Below are 22,272 nucleotides of genomic sequence, written 5' to 3'. Positions count from 1 at the left end.
AGACCACACACCGGATGCGGTATGAACCGTGACGTATCAGCGGTGCAATCAGGAAATTAGGCGGCTTTGCTCCGCGAATCTTCGATGCCGGAATGTAGTCCATTCAATCGAGCATGCTCGACGCAACAAGGCGACAAGCATGGGAGTCCGGGGCATGGACTACATTTATGTGGCGCGTTTCACGTTGACCGTGCGCGACGCAGCCTGCGCCGCCGCGCGAGCGGCCGACGCAAGAGGCTCTAGCAAGGTATTTCAATTGCGCGGACAGCAACTCGCACATATACGCCCCCAAACGGCTCCGGAATTTCCGCGGGTTGTCATCCCGGCTTTCTGTATAGCGATTTTTTAAGCGCGCTTAGTGAGGTAAGCGCCGCCAATGTCACTCTGGCAGCCTCCCTTCTGCGCCAATCTGCTTGCACCGCAAGCGAGCGACCATCGCTCATCGCGACGTAGTCCCCGAATTTCCGGCATCGCAATGCTTCGACGTCACGGCAAACCCGGGGCTGCACTTTTTGTGTGCGCTCAATCGCGACGTCTGCCTCTCTCGCCTCTTTCCTGTTGCGCTCTTTCGCAAGGCGGTCGCCCTGCGTCTTCGCTATGTGGCTTGCCTCCGCTGAAATTCGCTTTCGTGGCCCTTTCTGTAAGGCGCTAGCTCTCGCCCACACTCGCGCGGCGCGATGTATTGGTGGCCGTTTAACTTTCGTTGCTATACCTAGTATCTCAACAACGATACCAAAGTACCCATTCGTCTCGACCGGACTGCGTAACGAATCTCCGAACAGTGGCCTCCAAAGCCAGAGTACGGAGGTAGCATGAAAATCTCGTTCCAATTCAAAGCGTTAGAAATTTCTCGTTACCGTGTAACTTACTACTGTAACGAGGACGGAAAACCGTCGGGAAGCGGCATGGGCATTCTGGAACCGCCCTCAATGACTATAACTTACAAAGAACTAATTTCGCGCCAAAAACAACTCCATTCGCCGGACGGCCAGTCCTCCGCCGTCGGCTCCAGTACCTCGCAAGTCATGCGAAACCTCATGTCTTCCTTGCATTCTTATTTGGCGTTCAACTGCAAAACTATCGACGCTGTCGTCGGAAAGGAGTTGCTTGGTGACTTTGACGCAAAGCTCCGGTCATATTCAGAAACGCTCTCGGTCTCAGAGCACACGAGAGCGGACCGCCGGAGTCATCTTCGTGCCTGGCGCGCCACGGCACAAACACTGCTCTCGGAAAAGCGCCTAAGCGCCACTCCTGATGGCGAGCAGCGTGCTCCCGAGAGTGATTTCCACGAGAAGTTGCGGCACGCAATTGCTGCCTCCGGAGAGAACCCGATGGAATTAGCACACCACGCTGGCGCCTCCGAGCAGGCTGTTAGGCGCTGGCTGAAAGGGGCGATACCGAACTCCCGTGCACTGCCTTCGTTGCGACGTCTCGAACTCGCGCTTGGACTCGAACCCGACGCATTGCGTCGCCTGCTGCCAAAACAGCGGGAGCCACGGTGTTTCCCCGCACCGATGGAACCCCAAGTGAAGCTTCCTTATCGCGTACGATTAAAAGAACGGATAGCAGACACGTATCGCCTGAAGTTCAAAGACATCAATCCCTCGTTTGCGGCCGAGTGGCGGGCCTTGCTCGACTACAAAACTTCGAAACACCCACCGAAGCTAGCACGGTCTTCGCGCGGCAGATGGCGTCTATTACCGATGCACAAGATGGACCGCCAGCTCCCAATGTATGCGCAGAAGGGAAACCAGCCGTGTCCTACAGCCCAGCTAAACTTCGACCAGTTCCGTGCGTTCGCGGGCTATCTTGCTCGACCCGTAACAACTGGGGGCTTCGGAATTACGCCAGACGAAGCGCAGACGTTGGCATGGCTCGCGGTTCCGGAGGCGGTCAATGGCTACCTGGAATTCCTGACCGAGCGCTCGGACGGGCTTGAACATGGTGGGCATTTAAAACTCGCAAATCTCGCGGGTAGCTTGACGCATCCTGTTTATGGCTACTTGACGCAGCAGCCAGAGTTCGCCGAGCGCTTGCCCCACAGTTACGCTTCTGTCGACTGGACTAAAATCTGCGAAGCAACGCACGCCCTATGCGCCGGGTGGAAACGGGATGCGCGAAGCATCTCCCGCGACCCCACGGCACCTATTCAGAAACTGCTGAACCTTCAGGAACCGTTCGCACCAGTCCAGAAAGCCATTGAGCTCCTGGATTTAGCAGCTGCTTCCTCGCCTTCCGGTAGTCTCGATGAGGCGCTCCACAAGCGTGACGCGCTCCTCTTGTCGATGCTCATGGCCAACCCCTTGCGCCGCCGCAATTACGTGTTGATGACGTGGAACGAGGACAATACAGGGGTGCTATATCAACGGCAAGACGGGCAGTGGCGTATCCGGTATGCGGCCGCCAACGACTTTAAGAACGAAGGAACTTCTTCGAACCAGGGTTACGACGCTCCCTTGCCTCGCGCCCTCCAAAACCGGATAGAGGTTTATTTGGAAGAATACCGCCCCCGTCTGGTCCGTGAGGCACCTGACGCCGCTTGGGTCTTTCCAAGTAGCATCGGTACGAAATGGTCAGGGCTCGACAGACATGTTGCCAAGCTAACGCGGCGCTTGATACCTGAAACGCCGTCCGGCTTTGGACCGCATGCATTCCGGCATTTGGTAGCGACCGACTATCTTCGCAAGCATCCCAACGATTTCCTTACGGTTGCAATCTTGCTTCACGATACCCTCGAGACCGTCTTGAAGGCGTATGCGCACTTGCGGCAAGACGAATCGTTCGAAAAATATGAGGCTCACATTCGAGGCGAATCGTTTTAATTTGCCACCTCCTTCCTTGGAGCATGACGTGTTGCCGCCGCAGCGAACTTCGGTTGCGGCGGTGTACACGGCGCCGGCTCATCTCCCCCGCGAGCGGAATTGTTCGAACTCTTTCCAAGCTCACCGCGCTTCCCGCACTTTCCTGATTGTGAAGCGGTCTAAATATTCACTACAGGCCTCATTGGGGTGCGCATTCGCGACAGCAATCGGATAAGGCTGTGTGGAAACGCCAAACGACTCGGTTTTCGGGTGTCGCTTTACCCTTTCCGAGGTGCCGCCAAGCCAATACAGCGCGATCTGAAGGGTCGAGTTTTTTGACTGGAGGGCGTTTTCACACATCTCGGATGATTGATGTCGGGCAGTGCTTCGCGATCTTTGACCTTTCTGCCGCTGATTTCAATTGTTAGCTTGTCGCGACGGCTGCAGCATTTAAACCTTAAATACCATTACGCCGTCGCAATGACTAAAACTCGGTTCAGATACTTTTCTGAATCCATTGGGATTCTCAACGGAGGAGGGGGGTAGACCACCGCGACCGTTTGATAGCGCCCAAGCGGGAAGCCAGGGGCGCGGCCCGGTGCGAAGTCGGAGGGCGGCTGGCGTGAGATGAATTCACGTTTAAGTTCGACTGGTGCGAGCGTATCATCGCGACTCGCACGCCCCGATGGCGCGATACCGGCTCCGAGGCTGCAAGCGCTGGGCAGCACACTCTCCCACGTTCCGTGGGCTGGGGGTGCTTTGCCCCTCCAGCACTCTTCCTCACCAAGGCTGCACATAAGGAAGTCTATATTAAGAGTACTGTAGGTTCTTTAGACGGGTGTCTTTGCTGGAGCAGCCCGCTGAAACACATGACGCATCCTGCCACTTAAACTTGCGGGTAACCTCCGCTCATGCTGGGTTCATTGACGGAATCGATGGTCGGTTCCGCTTATTGCAGGACGACTGATCGGGCTCGAAGCGCCTCATAGAATTGTGCCGATTCCGGCAAGATGTCCGTAAGGCCGTCGCGCGCACCCTCCGAATCAAGAGCATGCCAACTCATCGTGGTACATGCATCGAATGCATCGACGATTGCGAGTAGAACGGCGTGCTTCAAGTCAGGCGAACGCGCAAATTGTTCCTTGTTGTTGCTCGCAGCCTGCTGAACGAGCAACTCGATTTCGCGCAGCTTGCCCTTGAGCACCCCGTTCACGTACAGAAGTTGATCATCGTCGGTCAGTGCGCCCTCGAAAAGGCCGTTGACCTTCTGGATAATTGCTTCGAGGAGTGGCTCGTCCTTCTCCTGGACCGAACCACTTCCGACGGCATCCATGGGCGGCAACTTCGGTGCCTTCCCCCTGACTCAGGTTTAGATTCTGGCGCCGTATTTCTCAGGTTGTAGTGCTTCGGCATGACCTTCGATAGGTCGACGGTGTCGCGCTTCCTGCCGAACTCCGGCGGCGGAATGAGCCGTTTGTAGACAGGATGCGTTTCTCGATGTCCGTATTGCCGTAGTCGAAAATCTGAGACAGGAGCGCGCAGAGAGGCTCGAACGCGCCCAGTCGTTCTTGAACAGGACCAGCGCGTCAAGCGTATCCTTGACCGCCTGCTTCGCCTTGGCCTCCGGCTGTACGGCTGCCGCGGCCATGTCCAGCCGTGCTGCCCTGGAGCGCCTGAGGAGCCGGCCGACAACGGGTTCGATAGCAGTGTGTAGTTACGCTTGCCTCCTCTTGTAGTCCATCTCGAAGTTGACCAAGCGGTCAACCTCGAAGTCGTCGCAATAGCACGCGGCATCGAACTTGGCGCGCAGGTCGTAGACGTGATGCGAGTCGGTAATGGCGTCCATCAAGAGCGCTTCGGTTTATCTGGGCTAAAGTGATTTGGGATATTTGACGTAAACCCCGTGGTGACACTTCGGAATTGGAGGGCAAATCGCCATGAGCGCTGGTTGGTACTTCACAGCTCCTTGGGATCCTGTGTCAATTCGGCGAGGAGATGCCCTTGGGTTCCGCGCTGGTGCTGATTACTTCGCCGATATGCTGGCGCCCGGCTTGAGTAACAGCACCTCCGACGCGAGGTGGATATCGATCCTCTCTTGGTGTCTTAAGTGGTCGCACGTTGCGTGGCGGAACGCTGGCGGTGACAACCTGACCCGACGTGATGATCAGCGCGCGCGCTATGCGTGGCTACGGCCGCTAGAACTTCTCTGGGTGGACCGCACATTGGTGTCCGGGCAAACCACTGGTCAGCTTCGAGGGCGCCGAAGCATCGAGCGGTGGCAAAAATCCGGCCGGCAGCTTCCGAATTTCGCGATGAGCACGGACCAGTTCCGTCGATACCGCCAGGTCGGAATGTACGGCGCGTACCGCGTCGTGCTGCGAAAGGTCCCCGGGCTCACGACCGGCGACGGCTGGACACCCGCAGCAACGACTCTCGCGCTCGCGAACCTCGTCAACGACAGTCTCCCTCGCGATGTACGGATGAAGCAGGAGCACTTCGAGAATGGTACGAGGTGGGGCCGCTGGAGCGGTGGAGACGAGGCGCGCTACTGGGTCGAGCGCGGCTGGCGAACCGCGTGCGCAGCCGTTGGTGGCTTCTTGCCCACGCCCGAAGACGCCGTGCGCAAGCAACTCCCCAAAGAAGAGCGGTGCCTCCTTGAGCCCTTGCTGTTCGGTGCCGGCTCCACTTGCCGCGTTACGGCCGAGGTACTCAGCAGCGCGAAGCAAGCGAGGACTCACGCCGACCTGTGTGATGCGCTTGCCAACTCCACGGCGCTCTCAAAGCAGCTTGAGCCCGCGTCGCTCGCATCGCTCCCCGCTTTCACGCGCTTCGCCGACGCCGCCATGCACGCCATGCGTGGGCTCTGGGATGAAATCAACCACGACGACGCGAAGCAGGCGCCTGCCGTCGAGAAGCTCGCTCGATCAGCCGAACTGCGATCGCGACTCGACCGATTTCGCGATGCAGGCGAAGCTTGGCTGCGTGCGCCAGGACGAAGTGTGTTCCCGCACGAGCATGTGGTCACCCGCCTCGCCGAGTCGATGCGCAACGCAGCGACTCCTTCCGCCCAACTGCGGGCGCTGGCCCGCCATCATTACGAATACGGAGGCGGCCGACGCTGGTTCCGAGAGCAAGCTGGCAGGATGGTGCCGCTCGTGTCCGACACTGGCATCGCCGCGAGCGACTACCGCTTCCGGCTGCGTCCGTTGTCACGCCTCGCTGCCCAGTGCGGGGTCGCTAATATGAACGTCGCGCTCGACGCTGTTTCACGGTATGAGCCCGAGGATGAGGAGGCAGACGCGCTGTGAACATCCCAACCTGGAAAGACGCGCTTCCGATACCTCCTCCCGGCGGCCGACTCCAGGAGGCGTGGATGACAAGCTTCGACCAGCCGGAAACCGGACTCTTGGTCGAGCATCTGCTGCCGTCGTTATTGGGCGCGAGCCACTCACTCTCGCAGGAGGTCCAGGAGCGAACCATGTTCTTCGGCGAACTGGGTACGACGCTCGAGGCTCTTCATGGCCGGTTCACTGTTATCTCGTCTCCGCCGCGCGCAGTTCGAGAGCACTCACAGTACCCGTGGCTGTGGCGCTATGTGAGTCACTTCACTGTCGGTGCGGAATCCCGCGCAACGCAGCATGCGAAGCTGTGGGCGTTTCACTGGAAGGTCGGCGACGCGGAACACCTTGAGCTATACGTCTCGTCGACGAATCTCACGACACCGGCGTTCACGGAGCAGGTGCAGGCTGGCTGGCAGGTCTTGCTCCGACTCGGTCAGCGTAATAGCGCAGTGACACGTCGGACGTGGGGAGAGTTGATTCCGTTCCTCACCGCGCTTGGTGCCTCCGCTGGAGACGTCGCTGCGACGAGAATCGACCGTCTCGTCGCTTTACTTGGTCGCGTCGAGTGCCCGGCCGGCGTCACATTCGTCGTTAGCATTCCTGGTCGCAAGCGTGCAGCCCGCCAGTTGCAGCAGTTTGAGCCGACAGAACTTCACGTGCTGACGCCGACGATCGGAGAGTGGAACGAACGAACGCTCGCGGCTTGGAGCGCCGACGTCGGCGTCGCCCCGAGGAAGGTCCGCCTCAACTGGATCGCCGAGACGCACCCTTGGGCCGAGACGAAGGGCTGGGAGCTCTCAAAGACGACGAGCGAGCAACTCGCGCAAACCGGCGTACGGCTCGAGTGCATTCCGAACGACGCGAGGCTCACCGAGCAGCATCGTGATGCTGACCCACGTTGGAGCCACGCCAAGCTCTACCTACTGCGCAATCGGCGAAGACACCGACTACTCGTGACATCGGCCAACTGGAGCATGGCAGCTTGGGGGGCCGGCAATTCCCCACCGCGCAACTTCGAGCTTGGCGTCATCTTCGAGTCCGATTGGACGGAACTGCAATCGATGTGCGAGCCGTTCAATCCACCGGCCACCGTCCCCTTCTGTGTCAACCGTGCCGACGACGACGAGCGCACATCCGCTCTCGAATGGGCGGAAGCCAGTTGGGACGGGAAGCGTATTCGCCTTCGCGCGAGAAGCTCCAAGCCCGACGAGCCTATCATCGCCATCATCACGTTCGCCGGCGGCACGGAGGATAGGATGGCACTCGTCGACGGCACAGCCACGATGCCGTGGAAGGATCCCGAGCAAACGCCACTCTCCGCGTGGTTCATACAGGGCCCTGAGACGCTGGCGGTCGATGTTCTTGATCTTCGCCCGCCCGCCGAGTTCGCCACGACGCCGTTGCCAGAGGTCGATCCGTCTCTGGCCGCTGCGTTGCGAGAAGCATTCCTCCTTCACCGGTACGGGGGGAGCGTCCTCGATCCCGATTCCATTCCGGGCTTTGGCGGTGGACACAGGCCCCTAGGCGTCGGCGCGCCCGCTGCCGACTATTCGGTACAAGCGTGGCTCGACGGCCGTGCGGCGTTCCACGTGGTCGACCGTTGGCGCGCTGCTCTCGTAGAGGCGCAAACTGACCCCATCCTCCTCGAGCGAGTGCGCTTGGACGGCGAGGGACTGCGTGCGCTCTACGAGCGTCGCGAGGGGCCAGCTGCCGGACTCGTGGTTGAAGAACTTGGTTGGAGGCTCGACGAGGAAACATGATGGCCGATTTTCAGATTGACGCACGCAAGTGGCGCTTCCTCGACAACCCGCGTCAGTACATTGAGCGACAGCGACAATTCCTCGATCGAGAACAGGTCAGTGGAGAGAAGCTGCTGAAGACCGAGCCGCTCATGAGGCAGTTCACGACAGCGAAGGAGATCCTCTCGCGCCTCGCGAGCGGACTTGGCGTCCTCCTTGCCGACGACGTGGGCCTCGGGAAGACGACCGTTGGGGCACTCGTCGCGTGGGTCGTGGCATGCCAAGACAAGCGTGTCCGCATCTACGCGCCCAACGAGGTTTTACGTCGGCGCTGGGCAGAGGAACTCGAGCGACACGTGCCCATGCTCACGCAGTTTGGCGCGAGCTACGACCGCATCAAGCCGGGTGACATCGGGAAGCTAAATTCAGGCCGAATTCAGGTCGCAACCCACCACGCCCTAGTCAAGAGCCACGGCAATAGCGAGCAGCGCACCGCGTGCGACCTGATGATCATCGACGAGGCACACCGCGCGAAGGGTGACGGCAGCGCATTCAAAGAGGCACTTTTTAACCTCGGTGACCGCGCCAAGCGGAAGCTAATACTCACCGCTACGCCTTACAGCATCAGGCTCGCCGAACTGGAACAACTGCTACAGTTCGCTGGCGCCACCGAGCTCGATTCCGTGCGCCGATACGCAGCTGACCTAACGCGGCTCTATGCGCTTGGCGACGGACACGATGTCGTCGCTGAGTCTAAGCGCCTCGTGAGTGCTGCTAGAGCTGCTATCGACGAGCTTCAGCCGTACGTCATTCGTCACAGTATCGACGACCTATCAGCAGCGGAGCGAAACCACTTTGGCGCTGTTGGAGCCGGGCGCTGGGAGATCTCAACGGCACCAGCGACGCGCGAGGATCTCCAGTTCCTGCTGCGGATGGACCGCCTCCTCCAGCTGACTCCGGAGCGCAAGGGTGAACGCCGTAACGATCCACGGTTCCACATCGGCTGGCAGTGTGTTGGCACCGAACTCGAGCGAGCGGCAGATAGGTCCAACGGCAGCTCCGACCACGCCGTTCTCCGCCACATCAAGGAGGCGAGAAAGTCGCTGACCGCCCGTCGCGCAAAGCCACACCCGAAGATCGCGGCAGTCAGCGAGGCTGTCCGGCCGTTACTCGACGCTGGCGAGAAGGTGCTCATGTTTTGCCATCACCGCGCTACCGCGAGTGAACTGCTCGGGGCACTGGAACTATCGCTGAAAGCAGAGACACGTTTGCGCAATAGCCCGCCCGAGAACGTGTGGCGTACGGCTTGGGAGTCGTTGCTAATCGACGAAGATCCCCTCGTGACACCAATCGTCGAGTGGCTCTGCACGCCTGGCCTGCGATCGCAAGTTGGTGATTGGATTGGCGTGCCGGCCAGCACCGCGACGGGCCTAGTCAACCAACTCAAAACGATCAGGCCGCGCAACGCATCCGCCGGCGTGCCGACAATTGCGGCGGCGGCGAAGACACTGGTGGATGCCCTCCTCGATTCACAGTCTACGTCGACGCGCGCGCTCCTGAAAAATATCGCGACGGGACGGGACACTTTCGGCGGCAAGACCTCGCACTTCCCTGGACGCCTCGACGACGGCCATAGGGCCATGGGTTCATGGATCCACGACGGCCACGGCGAACTGCCAAAGACGCTCTACACGGGCAAACCAGACATCGTTCTGGCTCTTTTCAATAGCCCATTCGGTCCCGATGTACTGGTCACGACTGACCGTCTCAGCGAAGGCGTCGACCTGCACCGCTGCTGCCGACACTTGGTTCACTACGAGCTCGATCCCAGCCCCGTGCGCACTTTACAGCGCAATGGACGCATTCGTCGGGTCGGTTCGTGGGCGGCGCTCACGGGTCAGCCGATCCGTTACGCGTATCCGACGTTCGGTGGTACTCGCGACGAGAAGGCTGTTGGCGTCATGAAGCAGCGCATTGACGCCTTCGGACTGCTGCTCGGCGGGGTCCCGTCGCTCGACGATGACTCCGGTGACAGCGAGCAGAGCTTCGCTGAGGCTGTGCTTCGCCTTACGAGAGAGAGGCTCAAGTCGCTCAATGGAAAGCTTGCCGTGTCGTGCTAACCCGAACCTTAAGCGCGCTGCACACGTAAACCTTTGATTTTACGTCGTTATGCGGGCCAAACGGGGAGTGGTTAGTGGGTAAGGATGGGGTTGTGTTGACTAGGTCGAGGACCGTTTTCTGAACCAGTATGGGTCGCGTGATCATGATGATCTTGGCTTCCGGATTGAGGAAAACGTCCGCACGTACCCGCTGGGAGTTGCAGTGAAGTACGGGGCGCACTTCAGAGCGAGCGGAACGCCCGTTCCACAACCGCCAAGCCCTTGTAGGCTGAGACGGCCGTCTCGGCTGGCAGATGCTGCGCCGGCACACTGATGCGCGCCCGTTCCAGACCATCGAGCGCAGCTTCCTGCCGAATCTGTCCTCCCTTGCGCGCCCTCATGAGGCCCTCGTCGGTGAAACTGGTGAAGCTCAACCCGAAGTGTTTGGCCATCCGCAAATGATCGATGACGCCGCACACACACAGCGAAATTGCCTCCGCACCCTTGAGGCGGTTCCGGGCGCGCGTGTTCGCCTCGGCGATTTTCCTCAGTTCGGTTTCGGTCGCGCATTCCGCTTTCCAGCGGGTGAAACTCGCCTCGTGACGTAAATCAGCGCCTGTTCGTTATCGTCCTTCCGCAACAACCGCTTACGATCTTCCCAGAGAGACAGGGACAAGCATCAGCATTGCGAAAAACAGTAGGGTGCTCTCGAAGCGTTTTCTTCACCCAAGCGCGGGTCTTCCTGTCAATTACTTCCTCAGTGAGCTTGAGTCTTCCGTCAACGTCGAGAAAATGTTCGAGCGATGCCACAAGTAACTCCAACAAGTCACGGAGCAAAAAGCGAAGCTCCTCGACTGTTATGAGCGACGCACTATCGTTTGTGTAAACTTTATGAAGCATTCGGAAACCGTGTCGATGGTGCGTAATCTCTTTTGAAACGACTCCAAGCTGATAGCTGGGGTAATTCGGGTGACCAAACTCACTCAGGAATTCGTAAGCATTCCGGATACCTCGTACGGATCTGTCCACCAAATCGATTCCGTTTAACAGATCTCTCGCCTCTTGATCGAAATGTCCGTCCTTGACTTCATAGCCCCTTCGCCGCTTGCCCTTGAGACCATTTGCGGAATAGTCCTCCCAATCAATACGTGTTCCCATCCCGCGCCGAAACAGGACGAACTGCACATCAAGCACCCAATCACCACCGGTGTTTGGCGATCCATCCACGGGAGATAAACGCGATACATCACGATAAAACAGCGCGTACGCTCCGATTTGCTCAAGAATGGCTCGAGTAAGGACAAGAGCGGGAAGTAAGACGCTGGACTCCAAAGAAGACTTAATTATCACTAGATGCTCGGATATGGCCCTCTTCTTCGTCCAGCGGAAAGCGTGTAGCAAATTTGCAGTTCGACCAACGCCGTAGACGTGCGCAGCGATGGTCTGTGCAGGTATCTCGCTTGGTTGGACATTATCTGTTATCCCCCTCGATTTGAAAGCCGCACCAGCGCGCGCCTGCAAATCCGCGACGTCGCGCGGTAACGCTGACCTATATTCGAACGATTCGGTATCCGTCAATTCGCACGCGAGATCATCTAACCTGCTGAGGACGCTGGACAACTGTCCATCGCCCTTTTCCAATAGTTGGCGTAACGAGAACACTGCCGAGCAAGGCCGGTTATTCGGTGACATCGAGCTTTCCTAAGTAACTCACACCGCTGGCACTAGCACCCCCGACCATGCACTTCAATTCCCAGCAGAACACCCACCAACGCCGCGTGACCTCATGAAAGTGTGCCGGTCGAATCGAATGAGGGAGCGGGTCCCATGAATCCTTTGGCGACGCGGACGCATGGAGGTTGGCGCCACACGGGCGGTAATTCTGGATGCCGTTTAACATTAAGACCATTTGGTGGTCCGAAATGGACCCGGTAAGCAATTTATCAGTGGTCGTAAAGCCAGTCATGACGCAACGGTTATCACGACAGTGAGCAAATTTTCACTAAACTCATCTTGTCTTTCACGAGGGACATGGCGCGCATCTCTCGTCCCGGTTCGTCCTGATCTGAGGCGATCGACTCCTCGCGCTCTGTGGCTACAAGCCATCTTGCCTCAGTTGGCGCCACTTGTTTCGGCGTTTGCACCTAACTTTACCGCGTGGAACACTCCGTTCGCATCCGCCTCGATGTCCCAGACGCCGTGCTCATCTGGGCGATAGAGCACATACGTTACTTTCTCCTGGCTCTTTTCTTTGTACAGTGCACCCTTTGGGTTGCCTCGATCAGTTCGGAAATCTTTGCGTGCACGGTCGTAGTGGCGGCGGTTGACATCGTTAATAGTGAAGAAGCAAACGTTCTCGCGGACGTCGCTGCGATCCTCATCGGGGTATTGGAATTCCAGCCATTCCGAGATTTCCTTCACCGAACACGAACGGCCTATCGCTCGTACCGCTTCTAATACATGCCAGTACTTCGGCCCCTTAGACCTAGTTGCTGATCTGGCATCCGTTTCGAGGCTTCGGTCAGTCAAGATATTCACCGGTGCCCCCTGCTTTCTAAACTATTAATTGCGGCGGTAATTGTAGTACTGCGTCTAAGGTGTATAGTTCGGCTGCCGTGTTAGCCCTCGCGATCATTTTGGCCGCCATGCATGTGTAGATACAACGGTATCACGGGATTGGCCCGCAACTAATTGCGGTCGTCTGAAAAGCGTACGGTTTACCGCATTCCGAACACACATCCCAGCCCGAAGCGCAAGCAGCACGTGCTCCTGGATCAGCGGCAAGGCAGGCTGCGGCTCGCGTCGAGGCGCTCGAGGGCCTGCTCTGCAAGTCGGGCCGAGTACTACTTTGCCGACCAACGATGTCCCAGATACCGCGATAGCTGACGCGGCCTTCGGCGTCGAACAGGTGCTGGCCTTGCCATGCGATGCGAAATTCCCGGTGCTTGCGAGCACCAAGTCGGTTTAGCGCTGCGCCGCGTGAACGTGCGCGAGGCTGCTTTTCATTGGCTACTGGCTTACGCATGCATGATGCTACGCGCCCTGACGTTTGCCTCTATTGCGGTCGTTTTGTTGGAGGTCGATTTGATGGGCCGTGCGGGAAGCGGCAGCGGAAGTATGTGTCCGCCAGCGGGACTGCTCAAACGAGACGGCGCCGCATCCAATCTGGTCTGTTGGCGGGAGCGGCGGTGCGGACACTCAACGTCACGCTTTCTGGCCTGGGGGATAACCCGTCTTGATCTCAGCCGATAAGTCCAAGAGATCGTGCGACACCTCTAAAACATAGCACGGCGACATCGAGGGACTGGTGAACTGCGCAGGTTAGTATTCTCATCGATCCGCGTGGTTGAAGGGAAGTCCGAGTTTGCTTCGACTGCGCAATGAGATGTCCCTTAAGAGCATAGTTCCCGTCCACCGTTTCCTTCCGCGATGGATGTTATTTCGTCCTACTAACCAATTGACGAAGTCCATCTTGTGGAGATTTGGAGAATTTTCAGCGCCCTTCCCACCCCCCTTTTCGTATCGCACATCGACCGAAGGACCGGATCAGGAGATCCAGAAGGCCGCCAGCCATTTGAACAGTCCACGCCCAGGTGGGGGCGCTGGGAGCAAGAGGCGGCGTCGGTGCGAGAACGCGGTCTCCGCGCACGATTTTGCTCACAGCGTAAAACCATGTGGTGCGCCTGCGGTATCCAAACCAACAATGGTGTACTGAGGCGTGCATGCATGACCACAGATCCCCGCGCTTTTTGATCTCATTGGTGCGATCACTCATCCTCCGCCCCCCCCCTTCCCGACCGCTCTTCGCCACCCACCGTTGCGCAGGAGCTACACATCTCCATCATAAAACCCCCTGTATCTCACTGAAAATATTGAATTTTCCTCCGAAAAGTGCGACACTATTGGGCAATTCAGTGTGTAGTTTTGATGGGGATTTTTTTGACTATGGGTGCAGTTATGGCGCGCAAAGCGATTGTTGTTACCAACTGCACCAACAGGAAGCGTCTGACTGGCGCGGGTGTCGCCCTGACCGCAGTCGAAACGAGCGGTCCGCTCGCCACTGTTGCTGCCCGTTGGGCCAAAGCCGTTCGGAAGGCAAGGTCGTCGAGTCAAGCTCGGGACGTTTACATGGGGCGAGCCTTTACAGAGGCGCAGCACGTAACCGCGACTCTAAAAGGCACGTTACACATCATCTCCGCGGGACTCGGCGTGGTTGATGCTGCAGATCGTATCCCGTCGTACGACCTGACCGTTTCCGACGGTACGAATTCATTGAAACCCTTGCTCATCCGGTTGGGTAAGGAGCCGAGTGACTGGTGGACAGCATTAACGGCAGAACTGGGAGGCCAACACTCTGTCTCAGCATTGCTTGACCGACATCCAGACGCCCTGGCGCTCTTCGCGTTGCCGGGAAGTTACGTCGCCCTGATTGCTCAGGATCTGGCTTCCCTGACCAAAACCCAAGTCAACCGGATCCGCATCATCACGTCGGGTCATGGTCGGACGTTGGTGCCCGACAATGTCCGCCACGTCGCTCTGCCGTATGACGAACGCCTGGAGGGTTCAGCTTACGCGGGTACACGAACTGATTTTGCGCAGCGGGCGTTGCGCCACTTCATTGAAGTGCTGGACGGTCATCGACTCTCTGCTGAAGAAGCAAGAGCAACTGTGGCGAATGCAATGCGTAATTTGAGGAAGCCCGTTGTTCCGGTACGGGAAAAGAAAACCGATGCAGAAATTTTGGCGCTTCTGCGAAAGAACTGGCACCGGTTTGATGGAGCATCAACACGATTGCTGCGTTGCCTACGTGATGAAGAGTTGGTCGCGTGTGAACAAGGGCGATTTCGCGGTCTTTGGTGTGAACTCCAGCAAGAACTCGACACAAAGGGCTAACGTCGGCATGGCTAGGAATGAGATCGTGGTACGAGCACTGCGTACGACCCAGGGTGAAGGCCTGGATGTCTATGCTTTCTTCATTCATGGGTCAGACATCGTAAAGGTGGCGGACATATCGAGGGTAGACCGCGACGAATCGGACGTCCTGAAAGGCTTTCAGCGACCGGAGATTCGAACCCACGTCAAAGGTATCGTTGACTATTTGAATCAGGGCAATGTCCTATTTCCGAACGCGATCATCCTTGCGATGTCGCCGGCAGTTCATTTCGCCGCCGCTCGCGGTACAAAGCCCACAGGAGATCAGGGAATTGCGCAAGCTGGTACTTTGACGATCCCTGTCTATGACGAGGGGCGGCGGGTTGCGTGGATTGTGGATGGTCAGCAGCGTTCGCTGGCCTTGGCACAAGCGGGAAAGAAGAGCATTCCGGTACCAGTTGTCGGCTTTGTCTCAGATAACCTGGAAGTTCAGCGTGAGCAGTTTATTTTAGTTAATAAGGCGCGGCCGCTCCCAACCCGATTAATCAATGAGCTTCTACCTGAGACTCGGAGTATTTTGCTGCCTCGTGAATTAAGTGCGCGCAAGGTTCCGTCCGAGATTTGCAATTTGCTTAATCGTGACCCGGAATCGCCATTTCACAGGCTGATCAAACGTATCTCAGAAAAAGGCAGCAGCACGAGTGTCATTACGGACACCGCCGTGATTGCAATGATTCGTAACAGCATGAACAATCCATTAGGGGCACTTGCCCCTTTTAAGTTGTCTGGCCGAGATGGTGTCGATGTCGAAGGGATGTATCAACTCTTGCGAACCTACTGGTCTGCTGTCCGAGACGTATTTCCAGACGCTTGGGGGGCTGACCCGAGGCGTAGTCGACTAATGCATTCGGCAGGCATTGAGGCCATGGGCGTCCTGATGGATAGGATTTACGCACGCCTCTCTGGGCAAGGGGAAGACTACAAGACGGTTCGCAAGGAATTGGAGAAGGTCGCGCCCGCTTGCCGCTGGACAAAAGGCACATGGGAAACCTTGGGCGTCGCCTGGAATGAGATTCAGAGTACACCGCGAGATATCAGAAAACTTCAGGATGCGCTGGTTCGAGCCTATACCAGTACGATAAAGAAATGAAATTCCTCTATTCGGATACTCAGGATTATGTTGATCCCGAGTACGATTTTATTAGTGACCGCAATGCTCCCGGTCGTCGTCGCTACTGGGACGACGTCTATGCGCACGAACTCATGACTCCGGCACCGTATGACGGTCTGTTGGTGTCGATGAGTGCCGTACGACAGGCTGCCGGCGTCGCGAATTCAAAGGTGCGATATTCAACAGCCGAAGAGCAACGTATGTTGCGCGACGGCGTTCGCAAGTTCCTGAGATATGGCGGCCCCAAGTTCAAGGATGCGATGGTATTGGGAGATTGCGGCGCATTTGCCTATGCGGATAGCAAGACACCCGCGTATCCGCCTCAAGAAGTGGTGGACTTTTATTTTGACGCGGGCTTCAGCCATGGGGTATCGCCTGACCACATCATCTTCGACTGTCTGACCGATAACCCTCCTGAGCGCGATGTTGCACCTGGCGTTGTCGAACGTTTCGATATCACACTTTCGAACGCCGAGGAGTTTCTGCGTCTGACGGAAGCGGAGGGTTACCCGTTCGAACCGCTCGGAGCTGTGCAGGGTTGGTCGCCAAAGAGCATGGCAGATGCCGCGGTTCGCCTCGAGAAAATGGGGTATCGCTATCTGGCGATCGGGGGCCTCGTTCCACTGAAGGTCGATGTCATCAAGCAGGTTCTGCATGCGCTGCGTAATGCGATCAAGCCAGAAACGAAGATCCATCTTCTCGGATTCGCCAAAGCCGATTCGATTCATCAATTCACGAATTTTGGTATCACCAGTTTCGACTCTACGTCACCGCTCATTCGCGCCTTCAAGGATGCGAAGGCGAACTACTACATGGAATCACCGGAAGGTGGACTCGACTATTACGCGGCGATCCGTATTCCGCAGGCAATTGAAAATCCACGTTTGATGCAAGGTATCAAGCGAGGAATTTTTAGTGCCGAAGATCTGCAACGTCGCGAAGAGAAGGCGCTTGCAGCATTGCGCAACTTCGATAGCGGCAATGGAAAGATGAAAGCCGCGCTCGAAGCCGTCATGGACTACCAGCGATTCCTGACACTGGGTGAGGGGCACCCAATCGAGAAGTACGAGAAGGATCTAAGCAAGATGCGCGCGCTGGTAGAGCGCACCTTGGACGATGCACCCTGGAAGCGTTGCCGTTGCTCCGTCTGCAGCAAGGCCGGTGTCGAAGTCATAATCTTTCGATCAAGCAACCGAAACAAGCGCCGTGGATTCCACAACTTGGGCGTCTATCACAAACACGTACAACGAACCCTGGAGAAAAAACGGTGAGCGTTTATCGATTTAAGGCGATTCGGGCGTCACAAGCTCCCGAGCACGATGTATTTACCTTTGCTGCCACTCCCGAGCAGATCTGGGGCTTTGCGGAGATCGAGCGAGTAGGGCGCGAAGACAATGGCAACTTACGCGGCTTTCAGCGGCATCAGATCGCATCTCATATCAAGGAAATTCGCGACTATTTGCGACGTGATGACGCGCTGCTCCCTAACGCATTGATTGTCGCCTTCATCGGTGGAGTGAAGGTGAAGGATAGAGGAGACGGTGTAGTCGACGTCGAGATCAAGGCTGGTGACGTAAAACCTGGTTTTGTTGTCGACGGGCAGCAGCGACTCAGCGCACTGTCGGGTGTCGCAAAGCCCGGTTTTCAGGTCTTTGTATCCGCACTAGTTTGCAAAGACTACAACGAGTTGCGTCAACAATTTGTGCTCGTGAACAATACTCGACCATTGCCGAAGACGCTTATCTACGAGCTGCTTCCGACGGTTGAAGGCCTGCCGGAGCGGTTCACTGCGCGTAAGTTTGCTGCTCGGATTGTCGATCGCTTGAACTTCACTCGCGGCTCTTCATTGCATGGAGAAATCCGTCAGCACACGAACCCTAAGGGCGTGCTGAGCGATACGGCTATGCAAAAATTGGTGATGAACTCCGCGTCTGATGGCGCGATTCGTGAGTTTATCAAGGATGGCGATTTTGAAAATCGTGCCTATGACTTCGTCAATGCTTTCTTTGGAGCCGTGAAGACAGTTTTTGGAAGTGAATGGATTGGGATGAGTCCAAAAACTTCACGTTTGCGGCACGGCGCCGGCATTGTGGCAATGGGCTTCGTTATGGAGTTTTTGTATTCCAGCGAAGGCGCCACGACTCGTCACGAATTTGAACGCAGCCTTGAGTTGTTGAAGAAATATACGGCGTGGACAAGTGGGCAGTGGCGTCTCGCGCCGGATGATGAACGGCCGTGGAACGGTATTCAAAACACGCCAAGCGATATCGATCTGTTGACCAACTATCTAGTTCGGTCAATGAAGCGGGCGCTACGCCAGCCACGACAGGTAGCTAACTCCTAGCCATACGAGGTGTGTTCATGAAAACTCGCGCGATGGTTCTCTTTTCCGGAGGCCAGGACTCTACTACTTGCCTTGCATGGGCCCTTGATCGCTACGAACATGTCGAGACAGTCGGGTTCGACTATGGGCAACGTCACTCCGTCGAACTTGAATGCAGACCGAAGGTGCTCGCCAGTTTTCGTGCACAGTTTCCAGATTGGAGAGCGAAGCTAGGCGACGATCACATGCTTGATCTTTCAATTCTTGGCCAGATTAGTGACACGGCGCTAACTCAAGCCACGGCCATCGAGATGAAAGAAAGCGGTTTGCCGAACACCTTTGTGCCAGGAAGAAATCTGCTGTTCTTCACGCTTGCAGCTGCTGTGGCTTATAGGCGGGGTCTCGAGGTATTGGTCGGGGGGATGTGTGAAACAGACTACTCCGGCTATCCCGATTGTCGGGATAGTACCCTAAAGGCACTTCAGGTCGCGATTGCCCTTGGCATGGACCAGCCTCTGATTATCGAGACTCCATTAATGTGGCTAGACAAAGCTGACACTTGGAGAATGGCGGAGCACCTAGGCGGCGAGGTACTCGTTGATGTGATTCGCGCGGAGACTCATACCTGTTACATCGGTGATCGCGCGACGCAGCACGATTGGGGCTTCGGATGTAGTCAATGTCCCGCATGTGAATTGAGGAAGAGGGGATACAGCGCCTATATAGGAGAGCCTTTGGGCGCGAACGTTTAAGGGGGCGTCATATGGGGCGAGCGCCGGATGTCACGAACGGTGCAGGGTTGGAATTGTCGACCAGGTTCTGCTGCGTTGAATCTGGCGTGGAAGTTTCGACTGCCTGCTCCTTGGGAGGAAAGCATGGAATTTTATGAAAAAGCAATAAGGTACGAACTAAGTCAGAAGTTTTATTTTGAGGCGGCGCACACACTAGATCGAAAGATCGATAGTGAGGGAAGTCGAAGAATTCACGGACATACGTACCACGCCGAGGTTTTTGTGCGCGGAGTCCCCGACGATAAATCTGGTATGGTCATCGACTTGGGTAAATTGCGATCGGAAATCGATTTAATCAGAGATTTGCTAGATCACCGCTTTCTTGATGACGTTCCAGGGTTGGGCGTAGCGACACTAGAGAGCTTGTGTGCGTTCATCTATCGGAATCTGTCGCGCGCCCTGCCAAACATTTCAAAGGTGCGGGTCGAGAGGCCCGCCAGCGGGGACCGCTGCGATCTAACATTAGACTGATGCCGAGTGGCTATGACAGTTACCAGCCGAATAATCTCGAAGGAAGGCTTGATGTGACCAGCGATTTTCAACGCAAATGGACAGTCGGACGGCTGCCTAACCGTTTGGATCGGCAGCCTGCTGCGCAAGTTTACTCTCCCCTCCTTTGCTCGACCCAACCTTCAGCCGCGGCCACGATGCTGCTAGCACCGGTACCTTGCACATAAGCTAGCTTTTCACGGCAGTTGTCGAAGGCTCGGTATACCGCGTGCGAGCATGCCGCCCAGACAAACAATATTAAATCTGCCTCCCGTGCTGCTGCGGTGAATGCGCTTTGTACCAAGCCCGTAATAAGCGTGACGCTGGCTCCGCTGCGATGCTCCAACTCACGTGCAGCCTCCCGCGCTGCGGCCTCCTGGAGCGAAACAATTGCGATCTTTCGCAGCTTGGCGTGGGCAATAGCGTCCTCTTGCGCCTCCGCAGGAGGCGAATACAGCGCAAAAAGATCAGCCTCCGAAGTTTCAGCGGGGATCTCTAGAAGTCTCGCGACACGTTGCCACGTCCGAAGTTGTGCAGGAGTTAGGGTAAGCCTCTTGCGTGTTGCAATTTCAACCGCCTGCGCCCATAGATCTAATAAAGTGTCGGGATGAGGATGTAAGGGAGCGAGCGAGTCCAATACTCCAATGAGCCATCCCACACGACCCATCGTGGGGCGCCGATGCCACCAGCTACGCAACAGGTCCGTACATTTTCCAATTGCGTGTGGCGAGAGATGTGCGACCGCAGCCAACAAGCCGTGAAGTAATTGCGCATCCTCATCGCCCGCAGAGTCACCGCGCAGATATACAAGTGCCTCGGCAAGCGATATGTATAGTTCTAGCTGGTTTAGGCTGGGGAAGTCCGGGACGCTGAAGCTAGTGTCAATCAGCGCAGTGAGCACGTCTTGTAATGCCACTCGAGACCCAACATTGCCATCAGTGAGCGGATCGGACAACAGTTCGAGTATTGCGTCCGGGGCTAGCAAGAGGAATTCCGGATCGTCTAACACCTGAGCGTCAAGCTCATCCAATTTCTGGCGCAGGGACGAGTTGTTTCCCTCGAGTACCAAACCTTTTACCGACCGCCAAAAGCGACTACCGTTAGATTCACTTCTGTGGACCGCCGCGTTTACTGGGTTTGCCGTTTCCGCATCTGGGATCCCTGCAGGAACCTCAATAGGAAGCGACAGGTTTCCGCGGACGAACGTCGCCAACTCTCCTTCGAGCAGCGGTAGCAATGAACGCCCCGCCACAACATCTCCGTCAATACAGGCGACGTATGCGAAAAGGCGACAAAGATCAGGCGTCGGTAAGACAACGGAAAGAAGGGGAAGCAACTTGGGATACCACGGCTTCAGTCCATCACACACTTCCTCGGGAGAGCGAGACTCTTCCATCGGGATTAATATGTTTTGGACCACGGCGGTCAGTATGACTTCAGCGACTCGGGTTGGCTGTGTTAGCGCCCACAAGTGATGCCGCTCGACGAGTTCTAGCAGACCCGCGTATTCCCCTGACTCACCCAGTACACGAACGCGCATCTGCATCGTCTTGTGACCCTGCTCAAGGTTCGAGCGGTCAATTTCGCCGATGACGGACCACGCCACGTCCCATTGGCCCAAGCGAAGTGCCGTGACAAATCGAAATCTGAGTGCATGCAGCGACGGCGTAACCGCGTTTGTAGCTTGTGGAATAGCGGTCAGGAATGCATGCATCCTGTTTAGCACCGTCAAAATCGGCGTTAAATTTGCCAGATCGGAGGTCCAGCGAAGATAGCCCGAGGGCGAAACCTGTTGAATCAAGTTCATCAATCGACCAGAACCTGACTGAACAAAATCAACGCTTCCTAGGGTTCCATATGCTGGAATGACCCACGATCTCAGGTCTTCGCCGTATTCGAGGAGTGTCTTGGCATCTCCGCCGAGACTGAGCCAAAGCACCTCATTTCTCCGCTCCCTGATAAACGGCAGCGACGAAATACGGCCTTCACGCGAGCGCGATAGCAGAGGTTGGAGTGCGTGTGCCGAAGGAGTTCCGGGTTGCGCCAAGGCCGACGCCAACTCGGGCGCCCAAGTCTTTGCGCATTCGACGATTAGCAGTTCAATCGGAGAGGTCACTTTTCCAGTTGCTTCCATCGACGATCCAGTTCAAGGTAAGCGAGCGCCATACGCTTGGCGACGTCAGGATCGGAGCCAGCGTGATACAAAATCTTCTCTTTGTTTCTGTGCACCCCTGAGTAGGTTATATTCATTGAGCCTTCGAAGTAGAAAATTGGTGTCAGAAGCCCCTTTTCATGAAGATCATCGTCAGCTAAGCGAGCCTTTACACCGTCCTCGGCTAATCTTGGATTCCGCAGAAATGTGAGCGTGACCTCGGTTCGACGGGACATAATTCGAACGTCATGAAGACATGCCAACTGCCGCAGACAGTCGGAAAACCGGATATTGCGGTCGTCGTCTGCAATCGGAACCAGTTGATTAAACTCGCCGAAACGGTTCTCGAATACGATGAAATCTGAGATCCAGGGGCTGCAGACATAGATCGGTCGAGTCGGCACATCGAGCAAAAGAAGTGAGGCCATTGCCGAGCCGAAAAGCTGCCGCAATTGTAGATTGGCCGCATTTGACCACAAGTCCATAGTAGGCAT

General features: G+C 56.7%; 17 protein-coding genes. 10 read left to right on the top strand and 7 right to left on the bottom strand.

Going from position 1 to position 22,272, the window contains the following annotated elements; genetic code table 11:
* Positions 1 to 812: 812 nt before the first annotated feature.
* Complete coding sequence (locus tag P5W98_RS00765) at positions 813 to 2,822, top strand: hypothetical protein (RefSeq protein WP_434718151.1); 2,010 nt, start codon at positions 813 to 815, stop codon at positions 2,820 to 2,822.
* Positions 2,823 to 3,750: 928 nt separating this feature from the next.
* Here P5W98_RS00765 and P5W98_RS00760 read toward each other — a convergent pair.
* Together P5W98_RS00760 and P5W98_RS00755 are read right to left on the bottom strand one after the other, a co-directional pair.
* Positions 3,751 to 4,134, bottom strand: a complete 384-nt coding sequence (locus P5W98_RS00760; protein ID WP_434718150.1) for a hypothetical protein — start codon at positions 4,132 to 4,134, stop codon at positions 3,751 to 3,753.
* Positions 4,135 to 4,515: 381 nt separating this feature from the next.
* Positions 4,516 to 4,647 (bottom strand): hypothetical protein, encoded by a 132-nt coding sequence (locus P5W98_RS00755; RefSeq protein ID WP_434718149.1) that lies wholly within the window; start codon positions 4,645 to 4,647, stop codon positions 4,516 to 4,518.
* A gap of 466 nt (positions 4,648 to 5,113) precedes the next feature.
* Here P5W98_RS00755 and P5W98_RS00750 point away from each other — a divergent pair, with 466 nt between their 5' ends.
* The 3 genes from P5W98_RS00750 (at position 5,114) to P5W98_RS00740 (ending at position 10,001) form a co-directional block, all read left to right on the top strand.
* Positions 5,114 to 6,109, top strand: a complete 996-nt coding sequence (locus tag P5W98_RS00750) for a hypothetical protein (RefSeq protein ID WP_434718148.1) — start codon at positions 5,114 to 5,116, stop codon at positions 6,107 to 6,109.
* 65 nt (positions 6,110 to 6,174) lie between these two features.
* Positions 6,175 to 7,902: a hypothetical protein gene (locus P5W98_RS00745; protein ID WP_434718147.1), complete on the top strand. Its 1,728-nt coding sequence runs from the start codon at positions 6,175 to 6,177 to the stop codon at positions 7,900 to 7,902.
* Positions 7,899 to 10,001 carry an SNF2-related protein gene (locus P5W98_RS00740; RefSeq protein WP_434718146.1) on the top strand — a complete coding sequence of 701 codons (2,103 nt, stop codon included), beginning with the start codon at positions 7,899 to 7,901 and terminating at the stop codon, positions 9,999 to 10,001. Before P5W98_RS00745 ends, P5W98_RS00740 begins: the two co-directional genes overlap by 4 nt.
* A 221-nt stretch (positions 10,002 to 10,222) precedes the next feature.
* Here P5W98_RS00740 and P5W98_RS00735 read toward each other — a convergent pair whose 3' ends face one another.
* The 3 genes from P5W98_RS00735 to P5W98_RS00725 all read right to left on the bottom strand — a co-directional run bounded on the left by P5W98_RS00735 (position 10,223) and on the right by P5W98_RS00725 (position 12,401).
* Positions 10,223 to 10,432: a hypothetical protein gene (locus P5W98_RS00735; protein ID WP_434718145.1), complete on the bottom strand. Its 210-nt coding sequence runs from the start codon at positions 10,430 to 10,432 to the stop codon at positions 10,223 to 10,225.
* A gap of 157 nt (positions 10,433 to 10,589) precedes the next feature.
* Complete coding sequence (locus P5W98_RS00730; RefSeq protein WP_434718144.1) at positions 10,590 to 11,672, bottom strand: hypothetical protein; 1,083 nt, start codon at positions 11,670 to 11,672, stop codon at positions 10,590 to 10,592.
* A gap of 420 nt (positions 11,673 to 12,092) precedes the next feature.
* Positions 12,093 to 12,401, bottom strand: a complete 309-nt coding sequence (locus tag P5W98_RS00725; RefSeq protein WP_434718143.1) for a hypothetical protein — start codon at positions 12,399 to 12,401, stop codon at positions 12,093 to 12,095.
* 1,524 nt (positions 12,402 to 13,925) lie between these two features.
* On the opposite strand from P5W98_RS00725, the gene P5W98_RS00720 reads away from it, so the two are divergent.
* From P5W98_RS00720 to P5W98_RS00695, 6 genes are all read left to right on the top strand, one after another.
* Positions 13,926 to 14,873 carry a hypothetical protein gene (locus tag P5W98_RS00720; RefSeq protein ID WP_434718142.1) on the top strand — a complete coding sequence of 316 codons (948 nt, stop codon included), beginning with the start codon at positions 13,926 to 13,928 and terminating at the stop codon, positions 14,871 to 14,873.
* Positions 14,809 to 16,002 carry a DGQHR domain-containing protein DpdB gene (gene dbpB / locus P5W98_RS00715; protein WP_434718141.1) on the top strand — a complete coding sequence of 398 codons (1,194 nt, stop codon included), beginning with the start codon at positions 14,809 to 14,811 and terminating at the stop codon, positions 16,000 to 16,002. Before P5W98_RS00720 ends, dbpB (P5W98_RS00715) begins: the two co-directional genes overlap by 65 nt.
* Positions 15,999 to 17,294, top strand: a complete 1,296-nt coding sequence (gene dpdA / locus P5W98_RS00710) for a tRNA-guanine transglycosylase DpdA (RefSeq protein ID WP_434718140.1) — start codon at positions 15,999 to 16,001, stop codon at positions 17,292 to 17,294. The genes dbpB (P5W98_RS00715) and dpdA overlap by 4 nt, the downstream gene beginning before the upstream one ends.
* Positions 17,291 to 18,367, top strand: coding sequence for a DGQHR domain-containing protein DpdB (dbpB, locus tag P5W98_RS00705; protein WP_434718139.1), 1,077 nt, complete (start codon positions 17,291 to 17,293; stop codon positions 18,365 to 18,367). Before dpdA ends, dbpB (P5W98_RS00705) begins: the two co-directional genes overlap by 4 nt.
* A gap of 17 nt (positions 18,368 to 18,384) precedes the next feature.
* Positions 18,385 to 19,098, top strand: coding sequence for a 7-cyano-7-deazaguanine synthase QueC (gene queC / locus P5W98_RS00700; protein WP_434718138.1), 714 nt, complete (start codon positions 18,385 to 18,387; stop codon positions 19,096 to 19,098).
* A gap of 123 nt (positions 19,099 to 19,221) precedes the next feature.
* Positions 19,222 to 19,608, top strand: coding sequence for a 6-carboxytetrahydropterin synthase (locus P5W98_RS00695; protein ID WP_434718137.1), 387 nt, complete (start codon positions 19,222 to 19,224; stop codon positions 19,606 to 19,608).
* Positions 19,609 to 19,738: 130 nt separating this feature from the next.
* On the opposite strand, the gene P5W98_RS00690 is transcribed toward P5W98_RS00695, so the two are convergent.
* Both P5W98_RS00690 and P5W98_RS00685 read right to left on the bottom strand, forming a co-directional pair.
* Positions 19,739 to 21,760, bottom strand: coding sequence for a hypothetical protein (locus tag P5W98_RS00690; RefSeq protein WP_434718136.1), 2,022 nt, complete (start codon positions 21,758 to 21,760; stop codon positions 19,739 to 19,741).
* Positions 21,739 to 22,272 (bottom strand): hypothetical protein, encoded by a 534-nt coding sequence (locus P5W98_RS00685; RefSeq protein WP_434718135.1) that lies wholly within the window; start codon positions 22,270 to 22,272, stop codon positions 21,739 to 21,741. Before P5W98_RS00685 ends, P5W98_RS00690 begins: the two co-directional genes overlap by 22 nt.

Source organism: Paraburkholderia sp. A1BS-2L, assembly GCF_051125205.1.
In the GTDB taxonomy this organism is placed as follows: domain Bacteria; phylum Pseudomonadota; class Gammaproteobacteria; order Burkholderiales; family Burkholderiaceae; genus Paraburkholderia.
The sequence above is the reverse complement of the archived record's forward strand: the minus strand, read 5'-3'. Positions and strand labels throughout refer to the sequence as shown.

Excerpts from the sequence above, each read along its gene's own strand:
- P5W98_RS00765 (WP_434718151.1), top strand. The coding sequence starts at position 813 with ATGAAAATCTCGTTCCAATTCAAAGCGTTAGAAATTTCTCGTTACCGT.
- P5W98_RS00760 (WP_434718150.1), bottom strand. The coding sequence starts at position 4,134 with ATGGATGCCGTCGGAAGTGGTTCGGTCCAGGAGAAGGACGAGCCACTC.
- P5W98_RS00755 (WP_434718149.1), bottom strand. The coding sequence starts at position 4,647 with ATGGACGCCATTACCGACTCGCATCACGTCTACGACCTGCGCGCCAAG.
- P5W98_RS00750 (WP_434718148.1), top strand. The coding sequence starts at position 5,114 with ATGAGCACGGACCAGTTCCGTCGATACCGCCAGGTCGGAATGTACGGC.
- P5W98_RS00745 (WP_434718147.1), top strand. The coding sequence starts at position 6,175 with ATGACAAGCTTCGACCAGCCGGAAACCGGACTCTTGGTCGAGCATCTG.
- P5W98_RS00740 (WP_434718146.1), top strand. The coding sequence starts at position 7,899 with ATGATGGCCGATTTTCAGATTGACGCACGCAAGTGGCGCTTCCTCGAC.
- P5W98_RS00735 (WP_434718145.1), bottom strand. The coding sequence starts at position 10,432 with ATGGCCAAACACTTCGGGTTGAGCTTCACCAGTTTCACCGACGAGGGC.
- P5W98_RS00730 (WP_434718144.1), bottom strand. The coding sequence starts at position 11,672 with ATGTCACCGAATAACCGGCCTTGCTCGGCAGTGTTCTCGTTACGCCAA.
- P5W98_RS00720 (WP_434718142.1), top strand. The coding sequence starts at position 13,926 with ATGGGTGCAGTTATGGCGCGCAAAGCGATTGTTGTTACCAACTGCACC.
- dpdA (WP_434718140.1), top strand. The coding sequence starts at position 15,999 with ATGAAATTCCTCTATTCGGATACTCAGGATTATGTTGATCCCGAGTAC.
- queC (WP_434718138.1), top strand. The coding sequence starts at position 18,385 with ATGAAAACTCGCGCGATGGTTCTCTTTTCCGGAGGCCAGGACTCTACT.
- P5W98_RS00695 (WP_434718137.1), top strand. The coding sequence starts at position 19,222 with ATGGAATTTTATGAAAAAGCAATAAGGTACGAACTAAGTCAGAAGTTT.
- P5W98_RS00690 (WP_434718136.1), bottom strand. The coding sequence starts at position 21,760 with ATGGAAGCAACTGGAAAAGTGACCTCTCCGATTGAACTGCTAATCGTC.
- P5W98_RS00685 (WP_434718135.1), bottom strand. The coding sequence starts at position 22,272 with ATGCCTACTATGGACTTGTGGTCAAATGCGGCCAATCTACAATTGCGG.